The 16,171-nt window shown below is 73.2% G+C and carries 1 protein-coding gene and 1 pseudogene; both read right to left on the minus strand.

What is annotated here, in order from left to right:
• Nucleotides 1–22 precede the first annotated feature (22 nt).
• Entirely contained in the window at nucleotides 23–10,858 is a 10,836-nt protein-coding gene (locus ACFQ8C_RS06970) for an SDR family NAD(P)-dependent oxidoreductase (RefSeq protein WP_383453067.1), read from the minus strand.
• 157 nt (nucleotides 10,859–11,015) lie between these two features.
• Nucleotides 11,016–16,088, minus strand: a pseudogene (locus ACFQ8C_RS06975) (type I polyketide synthase); the annotation flags it as partial.
• Nucleotides 16,089–16,171 lie beyond the last annotated feature (83 nt).

Genomic DNA, 16,171 nt, shown 5'->3' on the forward strand with positions numbered 1-16,171 from the left:
ATGCTGTGGTGGTGGCCGCCGCTTACATCGAGCCGAACTCCTTGTCGATCAGGTCGAGCAGTTCGTCCGCCGTGGCCGATTCGATCTCCCGCTCCGCCTCGGCCTCGGCCTCGTCCTCCGCCGACCGGGCGGTGGCGGGACCGGCGGAGAGCTGCGCGAGCAGCGTCCGCAGCCGGGCTTCGGCCTTCGTGCGCAGCGCTTCGTCGCGGGCGATCGCGTCCATCAGCGGAACGAGCGCGTCGAACTGTCCGAGCAGCTCCGATTCGGCGTACTTGCCGAGGAGTTCGGTCCGCAGGTAGTCGGTGAGGACGGCGGGCGTCGGGTAGTCGAAGACGAGCGTGGCGGGCAGGCCGAGGCCGGAGACGGCCCCGAGGCCGTTGCGGAGCTCGACCGCCGTGAGCGAGTCGAATCCCAGCTCCCGGAAGGACCGGTCGGCGTCCACGGCCGTGGTTCCGGCGTACCCGAGGACGGCCGCGACCTGGCCGCGTACGACCTCCAGCAGCGCGGCGTCCCGCTCCTCCTCCGGCAGGGCCAGCAGGCGCTGCCGCAGCGACTGCTCGGCGGCGGCCCCGGCGGCGCCCGCGGTTCCGGCGCCCGCGCGGGCGGCCGTGCGGTGCTTCGCCGGGGGGACGAGGGCGCGCAGCAGGGCGGGGACGTCGTCCCGGCGGCGCAGCACGGCCAGATCCAGCGGTACGGGGACGACGACCGCGCGGCCGGTCCCGGCCGCCGCGTCGAAGAGCCCCAGCCCGAGGGGCAGGTCCAGCAGCCGGACGCCGGAGCGCTCGACACGGCGTACGTCCGCCTCCGACAGGCCGCCGCCCATGCCGCCCGAGCCTCCTGCGACGCCGACGCCGTCCCACAGGCCCCAGGCCAGGGACAGACCCGGCAGGCCCTGGGTACGGCGGTGCTCCATGAACGCGTCGAGGAAGCTGTTCGCCGCCGCGTACCCGCCCTGTCCTGCGCTGCCGAAGACGCCGGCGACGGAGGAGAAGACGACGAACGCGGAGAGGTCCAGGCCGTCCGTCAGCTCGTGGAGGTGGACGACCGCGTCCACCTTGGGCGCCAGAACCGCGTTCACACGGTCGGCGGTCAGCTCGGTCACCACACCGTCGTCCAGGACACCCGCCACGTGCACCACCGCGGAGAGCGGACGATCCGCGGGAACGGAGGACAGGACCTCCGCGAGTGCCGAACGGTCCGTCACGTCACAGGCCGCGACTTCGGCCGACGCACCCAACTCGGCCAGCTCCGCGACCAGTTCACGCGCACCCGGAGCCTCCAGGCCACGGCGGCTCGTCAGGAGCAGATCCCGCACCCCGTGAACGGTCACCAGATGACGGGCGAACACCGCACCCAGACCACCGGTACCACCCGTGACCAGAACCGTGCCCGCACCGAACCCGGCGACGGATCCGGATCCGGATCCGGCATCCGGCGAGATCCGGCCCAGACGCGGCACACGCACCACGTCACCACGCACCGCCAGCTGAACCTCACCAGTGGCCAGCGCCGCCGGAACCAGGCCCCACGAAGGGTCCTCGCCCGTCACGTCGAGCAGGACCAGACGGTCCGGGTTCTCCGCCTGCGCCGAACGCACCAGACCCCACACCGCCGACGCGGCCAGGTCCTCGACCCGGTCACCCGCACCCGACGTCACCAGCACCAGCCGAGAACCGGCGAACCGCTCCTCCACCAACCACGACTGAACGACACCCAGCGCCCACCCGACCGCCTCCCGCACCTGCTCCGCGGAGGCGGTACCGCCGGCGGTCGGGCAGGGCAGGAACACGACCTCCGGCACCGGCGCCTCGCTCGTCCGCAGCTCCTCCAGACCGGCGTACGTCTCGACGTCGGCCCCGAGCTGCTTCAGGCCCAGCTCGGCCGACGAGCCGAGCACGCCGACGGCCACGCTCGCGGAGAGGTCCAACGCCGTTTCTTCGAGGGCCAGTTCCGTCCAGTCGATCCCGAACAGCGCGTCCCGCAGGCCTGCCGCCGCGCCGCCGCCGAGCTGGTCGGACGTGACCGGCCGCAGCGCGAGGGAGTCGACGGACGCCACCGGTGCGCCGGTGGCGTCGGCCAGGGCCAGGGACACCGCGTCCGTACCGGCGGACGGGGAGATCCGCACGCGGACGGCGGCGGCACCGGAGGCGTACAGAGAAACACCCGACCACGCGAACGGCAGCCGCGCGCCGGCGCCGTCGCCGGTGACGAAGTCACCGAGCCCTATGCCGTGCAGCGCCGCGTCCAGCAGCGCCGGGTGCAGACCGAAACGGCCCGCCTCCCCCGCCACCGACTCCGGCAGCTCGACCTCGGCGAACACCTCGCCGTCGAGACGCCAGGCGGCACGCAGCCCCTGGAACACCGGACCGTACGCCAGCCCGACCTCCGCCAGAACCTCGTACATGCCCTCGACCGAGACCTCGGCCGCGCCGGCCGGCGGCCAGACGCTCAGGTTCACACCGCTCGCCGGGTCCGTGACGGACAGGACACCGGTGGCGTGCCGCGTCCACGGACCGTCACCCAGGTCGTCCTCCGACCGCGAGAACACCGAGACCGAACGCCGCTCGACCCCGTCCGCCTCGCCCACCAGGACACGCAGCTGCACGCCACCGTCCTCGGGAAGCACCAGCGGCACCTCAAGGTTCAGCTCGTCCAGACGACCACAGCCCGCCTCGTCACCGGCCCGGATCGCCAGCTCCACCAACGCCGCACCCGGCACCACCACCCGGCCCAACACCCGGTGATCGTCCAGCCACCCGTGCGAACGCAGCGAGAGACGCGCGGTGAAGAGCAGGTCCGCCGATTCCGGCAGGGCGACCGCAGCGCCCAGCAGGGGGTGGTCGACGGGGGCGATGCCGGCGGCACCGGCGTCCATGGAGGGACCCTGGTCGTGGATCCAGTACGTCTGGTGCTGGAAGGCGTAGGTGGGGAGGTCGGTGTACGAGGGACCGGCGCCGATCCCGCTGAAGTACGCCGACCGGTCCGCCACCGCGTCCCGGGCGAGCAGGTGCGCCAGCGCCGTCACCGCCGTCTGCGCCTCGGGGCGCTCGCGGCGCAGGACGGGCACGAGGACCGCACCGGTGTTCTCGGGGAGGCAATGACGGGCCATGGCCGTCAGTACGCCGTCGGGGCCCAACTCCAGGTACGCGCCCACGCCTTCGGCGTCGAGCGTGCGGACGGCGTCGTGGAAGCGGACCGCCTCGCGGACGTGCCGCACCCAGTACTCCGGCTCCGCGATCTCCTCCGAAACCAGAGACCCGGTCAACGCCGACACGAACGGGATGCGGGGGGTGTGGAACTCCAGACCCGCCACGACCTCACGGAACGCGTCCAGCATCGGATCCATCAACGGCGAGTGGAAGGCGTGGCTGACCCGCAGCCGCTTCGACCGCACACCCTGCGCCGTCAAAGCCTCCACAACGGCCTGAACCGCAGCCTCCGCCCCGGAGACCACGACCGCCTCGGGCCCGTTGACCGCCGCGATCGCCGCACCCTCGACCAACAGAGGAACAACCCGCTCCTCCGCCGCCTCGACCGCGACCATCACACCACCCGCAGGCAGCGCCTCCATCAGCCCACCACGCGCCACCACCAGGGCAGCCGCGTCCCGCAGGGACAGGACACCCGCCGCGTGCGCGGCCGCGATCTCACCCACCGAATGACCGGCGACGAAGGCCGGACGCACACCCCACGACTCGGCGAGCCGGAAGAGCGCCACCTCGATCGCGAAGAGCGCGGGCTGGGTGAAGCCCGTACGGTCCAACAGCCCCTCGCCCTCGCCTTCGAAGACGACGTCCTTCAGAGCACGGTCCAGCAGCGGGTCCAGCTCCGCGCACACCGCGTCGAACGCCTCCGCGAACACCGGGAACGACTCGTACAGACCACGACCCATCCCCAGCCGCTGCGCACCCTGCCCCGTGAACAGGAAGGCGAGTCGGCCCCGGGCCGCGACACCGGACACCGCCGACACGTCCGGTTCGCCCGCCGCCACGGCGCCCAGCGCGCGTACCAGTCCCTCCCGGTCCCCCGCGAGGACGACCGCGCGATGCTCGAAGGCCGTACGCGTCTCCGCCAGCGAGGCGCCGAGACCGGTGATGCCCAGCTCGGGCCGCGCCTCGACGAACTCCAGCAGCCGCGCGGCCTGCGCCCGCACCGCCTCCGCCGACCGCCCCGACACCAGCACCGGAACCGGAACGTCCCCGACCACCGGGGCCGAGACCCCAACCCCGGCCTCGCCCCCGACCTCAGGAGCCTGCTCCAGGATCACGTGCGCGTTGGTGCCACTGATGCCGAACGAGGAGACGGCGGAGCGGCGCGGGCGGCCCTGCTCCGGCCACGCCTGCTCCTCGGTGAGCAGCTCGACGGCGCCCGCCGTCCAGTCGATCTGCGAGGACGGCTCCTCGACGTGGAGGGTGCGCGGGAGAACACCGTGGTGCATGGCCTGCACCATCTTGATCACACCCGCCACACCGGCGGCGGCCTGCGTGTGGCCGATGTTCGACTTCACCGAACCCAGCCACAGAGGGTGCCCCTCGGGACGGTCCTGCCCGTAGGTGGCGAGCAGCGCCTGCGCCTCGATCGGGTCGCCCAGCTTGGTACCGGTGCCGTGCGCCTCGACGGCGTCCACGTCGGCCGCCGTCAGACCGGCGCTGTCGAGCGCCTGCCAGATGACCCGCTGCTGCGACGGACCGTTCGGAGCCGTCAGACCGTTGCTCGCACCGTCCTGGTTGACGGCCGAGCCGCGGACCACGGCGAGTACCCGGTGACCGTTGCGGACCGCGTCCGAGAGCCGCTCCACGAGGAGCATGCCGACGCCCTCGCCCCAGCCCGTGCCGTCCGCAGCCTCCGCGAACGACTTGCAGCGGCCGTCCAGTGCCAGGCCGCGCTGACGGCTGAAGTCGATGAACGTGTCCGGGGTGGACATGACGGCGACGCCGCCGGCGAGCGCCATCGTGCACTCGCCCTTGCGCAGCGCCTGCACCGCCAGGTGCAGGGCCACCAGCGACGACGAGCACGCCGTGTCCACCGTCACCGCCGGACCCTCGAAGCCGAAGAGGTACGAGACCCGGCCCGAGGCGACGCTGCCCGCGCCCGCCGTGCCGCGGAAGCCCTCCAGTCCGTCCGGGATCGCGGTCAGCCGGGAGAGGTAGTCGTGGTACATGAGGCCGGCGAAGACGCCGATCCGCTCGCCCTTCACCGACAGCGGGTCGATGCCCGCCCGCTCCAGCGCCTCCCACGACGTCTCCAGGAGCAGCCGCTGCTGCGGGTCCATCGCCAGCGCCTCGCGCGGCGAGACACCGAAGAAGCCGGCGTCGAACTCCGCCGCGCCCTCCAGGAAGCCGCCCTGGTCGGCGTACGAGGTCCCCGGGTTGTCCGGGTCGTCGTCGAAGAGGTTCTCAAGGTCCCAGCCGCGGTCGGCCGGGAAGGAGGAGATCCCGTCCGCGCCCTCGGCCACCAGGCGCCACAGCTCCTCGGGGGACTCGACGCCACCCGGGTAGCGGCAGCTCATGCCGACGATCGCGATCGGCTCGTCGTCCGCGGTCACCGCCGCGCCCACGCCCGCGCCCACGGCCCCGGCCGCCGCCGTCTCGTCGTCACCGAGGAGCTCCGAGCGGAGGTACTCGGTCAGCGCGGTGGGCGTCGGGTAGTCGAAGACCAGCGTCGCGGGCAGTCGGATTCCGGTCTCCGCCATCAGGGTGTTCCGGAATTCCACCGCCGTGAGCGAGTCGAACCCCAGGTCGCGGAAGGCCTGCCCCGGCTCGATCACCGCGGCACTGCTGTGGCCGAGTACGGCCGCCGCGTGCGAGCTGACCAGGTCGAGCAGGGCCAGCCGCTGCTCTGCGGTGCTGAGCCCCGACAGGCGGGCTTCGAGGGCGGATCCGCCGCGCGCCGACGTTCCGGCGTTCGCGGTGGTGCGGTGGCGGGGTGCCGTGACCAGACCCCGCAGGAGCGCGGGTATCTCGGCACGACCCCGCAGGACCCGCAGATCCAGCGGAACCGCCACCAGCAACGCCGCATCCACACACAACGCCGCGTCGAACAGCGCAAGACCCTGCGCCTCACCCAGAGCCCGGACACCCGAGCGCTCCACACGCCGCACATCCTGCGCGTCGAGCCCGCCCCCCATACCGCCGACGCCGTCCCACAGACCCCACGCCAGGGACAGACCCGGCAGACCCTGGGCACGGCGGTGCTCCATGAACGCGTCGAGGAAACTGTTCGCCGCCGCGTACCCGGCCTGACCCGCGCCACCGAAGACACCGGCGGCCGACGAGAAGACGACGAAGGCCGAAAGGTCCAGGCCGTCCGTCAGCTCGTGAAGATGGACGACCGCGTCCACCTTGGGCGCCAGAACCGCGTTCACACGATCGGCGGTCAGCTCGGTCACCACACCGTCGTCCAGAACACCCGCCACGTGCACCACCGCGGAGAGCGGACGATCCGCGGGAACGGAGGACAGGACCTCCGCCAGTGCCGAACGATCCGTCACGTCACAGGCGGCGACTTCGGCCGACGCACCCAACTCGGCCAGCTCCGCGACCAGTTCACGCGCACCCGGGGCCTCCAGGCCACGGCGGCTCGTCAGGAGAAGGTCACGCACCCCGTGAACGGTCACCAGATGACGGGCGAACACCGCACCCAGACCACCGGTACCACCCGTGACCAGCACCGTGCCCGCACCGAACCCGGCGACAGCCTCAGAGCCCGGCGCCACCCGGCCCAGACGCGGCACGCGCACCACGTCACCACGCACCGCCAACTGGACCTCACCGGAATCCAGCGCCCCCGCGACCAGGCCCCACGAAGGATCCTCGCCCGTCACGTCGAGCAGGACCAGACGACCCGGGTTCTCCGCCTGCGCCGAACGCACCAGACCCCACACCGCCGACGCGGCCAGATCCTCGACCCGGTCACCCGCACCCGACGTCACCAACACCAGCCGAGAACCAGAGAACCGCCCCTCCGCCAACCACGACTGAACGACACCCAGCGCCCACCCGACCGTCTCCCGCACCTCACCGGCAGCGGGGCACGGCAGCAGTACGACATCCGGAACCGTGGGGGCGCTCGCCAGCGCGTCCAGGTCGGCGTACGCCTCGACACCCGCCGCACCGGCCCACGACGGCGAGTCCGGGGCGCCCAGCAGTGCCCATCCCCCAAGGGGGGAAGCGCCGTTCGTGGAATCCACGGACAGCGGAGTCCACTCCACGCCGAAGAGCGCATCCCGCACAGCGGTACCCGAGGTCCGCCCCTCCAGCTGCCCGGCCGACACCGGCCGCAGCCCGAGCGACTCGACGACCGCCACCGGCGCACCCGTCGCGTCCGCAAGCGTCAGGGACACCGCGTCCCGACCGGCGGACGGAGAGATCCGCACGCGCAGCGCCGACGCGCCGGACGCGTACAGCGAGACACCCGACCACGCGAACGGCAGCCGCGCGCCACCCTCCTCACCCGAGGCGAACTCGCCCAGACCGATGCCGTGCAGCGCCGCGTCCAGCAGCGCCGGGTGCAGACCGAAACGGCCCGCCTCCCCCGCCACCGACTCCGGCAGCTCCACCTCCGCGAACACCTCGCCGCCGAGACGCCAGGCCGCACGCAACCCCTGGAACACCGGACCGTACGCCAGCCCGACCCCCGCCAGAACCTCGTACATGCCCTCGACCGAGACCTCGGCCGCGCCGGCCGGCGGCCACACGCCGAGCCCGCCGTCCGCGGTGCTCGCCTCGGGCACCACCGCACCACTGGCGTGACAGACCCATGCCTCGTCCGTCAGGGCGTCCTCGGGGCGCGAGAACAGCGTCAGCGGACGCCGCCCGTCCGCCTCCGGTTCGGCGACCATCAGCCGGACCTGCACGGCGCCGTCCGGCGGCAGGAGGAGAGGGGCTTCGATCGTCAGCTCGTCGAGCCGTCCGGCGCCGACCTCGTCGCCGGCCCGGATCGCCAGCTCCACCAGGGCCGCGCCCGGGAAGACGACCTGGCCCATCACCTGGTGGTCGCCCAGCCAGGGGTGCGTGTCCAGCGACAGCCGCGCCGTGAACACCATGGCGGACGAGTCCGGCATGGTGACGGCGCCGCCCAGCAGGGGGTGGTCGACGGCACCGACACCGGCGGCACCGGCGTCCACGGAGGATCCGGCACCCTGGACCCAGTAGCTCCGGCGCTGGAAGGCGTAGGTGGGGAGGTCGGTGTACGAGGAGCCGGCGCCGATCGCGGTGAAGTACGCGGCCCGGTCCGCCACCGTGTCCTCGGCGAGCAGGTGTGCCAGCGCCGTCACCGCCGTCTGCGCCTCGGGGCGCTCGCGGCGGAGGACGGGCACCAGGACCGCGTCGGTGTCCTCGGGAAGGCAGGTGCGGGCCATGCCCGTCAGCACACCATCAGGACCCAACTCCAGGTACGCGCCCACACCTTCGGCATCCAGCACACGCACCACGTCAAGGAAACGGACCGCCTCACGGACATGCCGCACCCAGTACTCCGGCTCCGCGATCTCCTCGGAAACGAGAGACCCGGTCAACGCCGACACGAACGGAATCTCCGGCGCCCGGAACTCCAGACCCGCCACGACCTCACGGAACGCGTCCAGCATCGGATCCATCAACGGCGAATGGAAAGCATGACTGACCCGCAGCCGCTTCGACCGCACACCCTGCGCCGTCAAAGCCTCCACAACGGCCTGAACCGCAGCCTCCACACCGGAGACCACGACCGCCTCGGGCCCGTTGACCGCCGCGATCGCCACACCCTCGACCAACAGAGGAACAACCCGCTCCTCCGCCGCCTCGACCGCGACCATCACACCACCCGCAGGCAGCGCCTCCATCAACCCACCACGCGCCACCACCAAGGCAGCCGCGTCCTTCAGCGACAGCACACCCGCCGCGTGCGCGGCGGCGATCTCACCCACCGAATGACCGGCGACGAACCCGGGACGCACCCCCCACGACTCGACGAGGCGGTACAGCGCCACCTCGATCGCGAAGAGGGCGGGCTGGGTGAAGCCCGTACGGTCCAACAGCCCCTCGCCCTCGCCCTCGAAGACGACGTCCTTCAGAGCACGACCCAGCAGCGGATCCAGCTCCGCGCACACCGCGTCGAACGCCTCCGCGAACACCGGGAACGCCCCGTACAACCCACGGCCCATCCCCAGCCGCTGCGCACCCTGCCCCGTGAACAGCAACGCCACAGCAGACCCACGATCCGCAGCAGCCACACCCCGCACCACACCCGCCACCCGGCGGCCGTCCTCCACCACCGACGCAAGCCCCGCGAGCAACCCCTCACGGCCCTCCGCCACCACCACCGCACGATGCTCGAAGGCCGAACGCGTCACCGCCAGCGAGGCACCGAGACCGGCCGCCCCCACCTCGGGCCGCGCCTCGACGAACTCCAGCAGCCGCGCGGCCTGCGCCCGCACCGCCTCCGCCGACCGCCCCGACACCAGCACCGGAACCGGAACGTCCCCGACCACCGGGGCCGGAACCCCGACCTCGGCCTGGGCCCCGGCCTCGACCTCAGGGGCCTGCTCCAGGATCACGTGCGCGTTCGTGCCACTGATGCCGAACGACGAGACGGCCGAACGACGCGGGCGACCCGACTCCGGCCACTCCCGCTCCTCGGTCAGCAGCCGAACAGCACCAGCCGACCAGTCCACCTGCGACGACGGCTCCTCGACATGCAACGTGCGCGGCAGGACGCCGTGACGCATCGCCTGCACCATCTTGATCACACCCGCCACACCGGCGGCGGCCTGCGTGTGACCGATGTTCGACTTCACCGAACCCAGCCACAGCGGCCGGTCCTCCGCACGGCCCTGGCCGTACGTGGCGAGCAGCGCCTGCGCCTCGATAGGGTCGCCCAGCTTGGTACCGGTACCGTGCGCCTCCACCACGTCCACGTCCACGGTCGTCAGACCGGCGCTGTCGAGCGCCTGCCGGATCACCCGCTGCTGCGACGGACCGTTCGGAGCGGTCAGACCGTTGCTCGCACCGTCCTGGTTCACCGCCGAGCCACGCACCACCGCGAGCACCCGGTGACCGTTGCGGACCGCGTCCGAGAGCCGCTCCACGAGGAGCATGCCGACGCCCTCGGCGAAGCCCGTGCCGTCCGCGCCCTCCGCGAACGACTTGCAGCGGCCGTCGGGCGCCAGGCCGCGCTGACGGCTGAACTCCACGAAGGTCGCGGGGGTCGACATCACCGTCACGCCGCCCGCGAGCGCCATCGTGCACTCGCCCTTGCGCAGCGACTGCACCGCCAGGTGCAGGGCCACCAGCGACGCCGAGCACGCCGTGTCCACCGTCACCGCCGGACCCTCAAGGCCCAGCGTGTACGAGATCCGTCCGGAGACGACGCTCGCCGCGCTGCCCGTGCCGACGTATCCGCCGAGGTCGTCGGTGGAGTCGGCGGCGAGGGTTCCGTAGTCCTGCCCGTTGGTGCCGACGAAGACTCCGGTGGCGGAGCCGCGCATCGGGGCCGGGTCGATGCCCGCGTCCTCGAAGAGCTCCCAGGAGGTCTCCAGGAGCAGCCGCTGCTGCGGGTCCATCGCCAGCGCCTCGCGCGGCGAGACGCCGAAGAAGCCGGCGTCGAACTCCGCCGCGCCCTCCAGGAAGCCGCCGACGCCCACGTACGAGGTTCCGGTGTGCTCGGGGTCCGCGTCGACGACGGTGTCGAGGTCCCAGCCCCGGTCCGTCGGGAAGGGGCCGAGGCCGTCGGTGCCGGAGGCGACCAGCCGCCAGAACTCCTCGGGGGACTCTACGCCGCCCGGGAAGCGGCAGCTCATGCCGACGATCGCGATCGGCTCGCCGGCCTCCGCCTCCATCCGGCGGATGCGGTCGTTCGCCTGGTCCAGGTCGGAGGTGATGCGCTTGAGGTACTGGAGGAGCTTGGCTTCGTTGTTGGACATGAGGAGAGGTCACCCGGGTTCGGTCGGCGTTGCGGAAGGCGCTGTGCGGGGGCTGGGCGAGGAGCTCAGCTGATCGGCTGATCAGCGCGGCGTCTGGGGCGAGGGGCGTCTGCGGTCACCGGGTCCCGTACTTCTGGTCGATGTAGTCGAAGATGTCGCCCGCCTCGGCGTTCTCCATGTCCAGGAGCGGTACGGGGGCTTCGCCCTCGTGGGCCGTGTCGATCTTCCCGAGCAGGTTCCGCAGGCGTTCGACGACCTCGGTACGGTCCTCTCCCGCGTCCGACCCGGTCAGCGCGAGCACCGCTTCCTCCAGGCGCGTCATGGCCGTGACGACCTGGGCGACGGACCCGGCCCCCGCCCCGGACCCGGACCCCGTCAGGGATCCGGCGGCCGGCTCCAGCTCGGCCAGCAGGTGCTGGGCGAGCGCGAGGGGGGTCGGGTAGTCGAAGACCATCGTGGCGCTGAGCCGCATGTCGCTCGCGGCACCGAGCCGGTTGCGGAACTCGACCGACGTGAGGGAGGCGAATCCCAGTTCGCGGAAGGTCCGGTTGGCCTGGATCGACCGCTTGTCGGCGTGGCCGAGGACGGCCGCCGCGTGGGTGCGGATGACGTCGACGAGCACCGACTCCCGCTTGTCCGGAGCGAGTTCGGAGAGCCTCTCCCTGAGGGAGGGGCCGGCCTTCGTGCCGCTCGTGCCGTCCGCTCCGTCGCCTCCGTCCGCGCCGGCGCCCGCGCTCTCCCTCCGCAGGACCGACGCCGCCTCGGCGATCTCGGCTAGCAGCGCGCCGCCGCCGGCCCTTCCCGAGGTGAAGTCGCGGGTGAACTGCTCCCACGCCATGTCGCTGATCACCACGGCCGGAAGGCCGCTGCCGACCGCCCGGCACAGGGCGGCGATCACCGTCTCCGGCCGCATCGGCACCACACCGGCCCGGCTCAGCCGGTCGTCCACCGCGCTGGACCCGCTGGTGGCCATGCCGCCACCGGCCCAGGCGCCGAAGGCGATCGAGGTCGCGGGGAGCCCGCGCTGCCTCCGCTGCTCCGCCAGCGCGTCCAGTGCGGCGTTGGCGGCGGCGTAGTTGGCCTGGCCGGGCGATCCCACGGTCCCCGCCAGCGAGGAGAAGAGCACGAAGGCGTCCAGGTCCAGGCCGGCCGTGAGCTCGTCGAGGTGCCGGGCCGCGAGGGACTTCGCCCGCAGGACGGCCTCGAAGCGCTCGGGCGTCAGCCCCTCCACCAGGCCGTCGTCGAGGACGCCGGCGGTGTGGACCACGGCCGTCAGCGGCCGGTCGGCCGGAACCGACGCCAGCACCCGGGCGAGCGCCTCGCGGTCCGCCGCGTCACACTCCTCCACCGCCACCGACACACCGAGCTCCGACAGCTCCGCCACCAACTCGGCAGCGCCCGGAGCGGCCATGCCCCGACGACTCGTCAGCACCAGGTGCTCCGCACCGTTGCCCGCCAGCCAGCGCGCGAACCGCGCACCCAGCGCACCCGTACCACCGGTCACGAGCACCGAACCCGACGGACGCCACACCCGGCCCCCGTCCACGACACCCGCCACACGCACCAGACGACGGCCCAGCACGCCCTCGGCGCGCACCGCCACCTGGTCCTCGCCGCCACCGGCGGCCAGAACACCCGTCACACGACCGGACACCAGTTCGTCCACGGTCTCCGGCAGGTCGATCAGACCACCCCAGACCTGCGGGCATTCCAGCGCCGCGACCCGTCCGAAGCCCCAGATCTCCGCCTGCCGGACGTCCGCCGTCCGCTCCCCGGGGGCGGCGGCGACCGCTCCGCGCGTCACCGTCCAGAGCCGGGCCCGCAGGTCCTCGTCACCGAGCGCCTGCACGAGCGAGAGGGTCCCGGCGAGGCCCGCCGACACGGCGGAGTCGCCGTCGTGCCTCTCCCCGTCGAGCGCGAGCAGGGAGAGCACGCCCGCCAGCCCGCCGGTCCCGGCCGCGGCCTCCTCGGCGTCACGGACGAGACCGCGGAGCTCCGCCCGCCCCGCCGCGCGGGACGGCACGGGGCGTACGACCACGTCGGCGCCGCGCCGGGCGAGGCCCTCCGTCACCGCGTCCGACCACGCGTCCGGCCGGTGCCCGGCGGGCACCACGACGAGCCAGGTGCCGGACAGCGCCGGCGTACCGGCGCCGTCCACGGAGAGCCGCCGCCACTCGACGCCGTACTGCCAGCCGGACGCGGCCGAGAGTTCCCGCTTCCGTGCGCGCCAGGCGGAGAGCAGTGGGGCGGCGGAACGCAGCCCGTCGAGGGCCTCGGCGTGCTCGGCCGCGTCGGCGTCGAGCACCGAGCCGAGACCGTCGAGGTCGGCCTCCGCGACCGCCGTCCAGAAGGCCTCCTCCTCCCGGTCCCGGACCGCTCCGCCCGGCCGGGAACCGGCGGCGGGCCGGAGCCAGTAGGACTCCCGCTGGAAGGCGTAGGTGGGGAGGTCGCGGTACGGGGCGAAGCCGGAACCGGCACCACCACCGCCACCGCCATCAGCACCGGCACCGGCACCGGCACCGGCATCAGCACCGGTGAAGTACGCGCCCCGGTCCGACACCGCGCCGCGCGCGAGCAGCCGCGCCAGGGCGGTCACCGCCGTCGGCGCCTCGGGGCGCTCACGGCGCAGCAGCGGCACCAGGGGCACGTCCGTGGACCCGGGCAGGCAGTCGGAGGCCATGGCCGTCAGTACGCCGTCGGGACCCAACTCCAGGTACGCGCCGACCCCTTCGGCGTCGAGCGCGCGGACGGCGTCGTGGAAGCGGACCGCCTCGCGGACGTGCCGCACCCAGTACTCGGGGTCGGCGATCTCCTTCGAGACGACCGTCCCGGTGAGCGCCGACACGAACGGGATCTCCGGCGTCCGGAGCTCCAGACCCGCCACGACCTCACGGAAGGCGTCCAGCATCGGATCCATCAGCGGGGAGTGGAAGGCGTGGCTGACCCGCAGCCGCTTCGACCGCACCCCCGACGCCGTCAGAACCTCCACCACGGCCTCGACCGCGTCCTCCGCGCCCGAGACCACGACCGCCTCGGGCCCATTGACGGCCGCGATCGCCGCACCGTCGACCAACAGGGGGACGACCCGCTCCTCCGCCGCCTGGACCGCGACCATCACACCGCCCTCGGGCAGCGCCTCCATGAGCCGGCCACGCGCCGCCACCAACACCGCGGCGTCCTTCAGCGACAGGACACCCGCCGCGTGCGCGGCCGCGATCTCGCCCACCGAGTGACCGGCGACGAACCCGGGACGCACCCCCCACGACTCGACCAGCCGGAAGAGCGCCACCTCGACCGCGAACAGCGCGGGCTGGGTGAACTCCGTACGGTCCAGCACCCCCTGGCCCTGGCCCTGATCCTGGCCCTCGCCCTGGCCCTGCTCCTCGAAGACGACGTCCTTCAGAGCACGCCCCAGCAGCGGGTCCAGCTCCGCGCACACCGCGTCGAACGCCTCCGCGAACACCGGGAACGCCTCGTACAACCCACGACCCATCCCCAGCCGCTGCGCACCCTGCCCCGTGAACAGGAAGGCGAGCGGACCCGTGACGGAGGTGTCTCCGGACGCCACCGCCCCGTCCGGGTCACCGGCCGCCACCGCGGCCAGTCCCGCGAGCAGCCCCTCGCGGTCCTCCGCGACGACCACCGCGCGGTGGTCGAAGGCCGAACGCGTCACCGCCAGCGAGGCGCCGAGACCGGCCGCCCCCGCCTCGGGCCGCGCCTCGACGAACTCCAGCAGCCGCGCGGCCTGCGCCCGCACCGCCTCCGCCGACCGCCCCGACACCAGCACCGGAACCGGAACGTCCCCGACCACCGGGGCCGAGACCCCAACCCCGGCCTCGCCCCCGACCTCAGGAGCCTGCTCCAGGATCACGTGCGCGTTCGTCCCGCTCGCGCCGAAGGACGACACGCCCGCGCGGCGGGCCCGGTCCGTCTCCGGCCAGGCCTGCTCCTCGGTCAGCAGCCGGACGGCACCCGCGTTCCAGTCGATCTGCGAGGACGGTTCCGAGACGTGGAGGGTGCGCGGGATGACGCCGTTCCTGAGGGCCATCACGGTCTTGATCACGCCGGCGACACCGGCGGCGGCCTGGGCGTGACCGATGTTCGACTTCAGGGAGCCGAGCCACAGCGGCCGGTCCTCGGGACGGTCCTGCCCGTACGTGGCGAGGAGGGCCTGCGCCTCGATCGGGTCGCCCAGCTTGGTGCCGGTGCCGTGCGCCTCCACCACGTCCACGTCCACGGTCGTCAGACCGGCGCTCTCCAGCGCCTGCCGGATCACCCGCTGCTGTGACGGACCGTTCGGAGCCGTCAGACCGTTGCTCGCGCCGTCCTGGTTCACCGCAGAGCCACGGACCACGGCGAGTACCCGGTGACCGTTGCGGACGGCGTCCGAGAGCCGCTCCACAAGCAGCATGCCGACGCCCTCGGCGAAGCCCGTACCGTCCGCGCCCTCCGCGAACGACTTGCACCGCCCGTCCGGCGCCAGGCCGCCCTGCTTCATGAAGTCGAGGAACATGACCGGGGTCGACATCACCGTCACGCCGCCCGCGAGCGCCATCGTGCACTCGCCCTTCCGCAGCGCCTGCACCGCCAGGTGCAGGGCCACCAGCGACGACGAGCACGCCGTGTCCACCGTCACCGCCGGCCCCTCAAGGCCCAGGGTGTACGAGACGCGGCCCGTGGCGACGCTGCCCGCGCTGCCGTTGACGAGGTAGCCCTCCAGCTCCTCGGGGACCTCGGCGACGCTGGTGGCGTAGTCGTGGTACATGAGGCCGGCGAAGACGCCGATCCGCTCGCCCTTCACCGACAGCGGGTCGATGCCCGCCCGCTCCAGCGCCTCCCACGACGTCTCCAGGAGCAGCCGCTGCTGCGGGTCCATCGCCAGCGCCTCGCGCGGCGAGACGCCGAAGAAGCCGGCGTCGAACTCCGCCGCGTCCTTCAGGAAGCCGCCCACGGGCTGGTAGCCGTCGCGGGCGTACGGCCCGGTGACGTCCCAGCCGCGGTCGGTGGGGAACGGGGAGACGCCCTCGGCGCCGGTGGCCACCAGGTGCCACAGGTCCTCGGGGGTCTCCACGCCTCCGGGGAAGCGGCAGCTCATGCCGACGATCGCGATCGGCTCGCTGTTCGCGGCCTCGGATTCACGCAGCCGGCGCCGGGTCTCCTGGAGGTCGTTGGTGACCTTGCGGAGGTAGGTGCGCAGCTTCTCCTCGTTGTCCGCCATGCCCGGGCCCGTCGTCCTTCTCGTCGATGTGGGTGTCGTGTCGGTGGGTGCGT

The sequence above is a fragment of the Streptomyces sp. NPDC056503 genome, assembly GCF_042794995.1.
Taxonomy (GTDB): domain Bacteria; phylum Actinomycetota; class Actinomycetes; order Streptomycetales; family Streptomycetaceae; genus Streptomyces.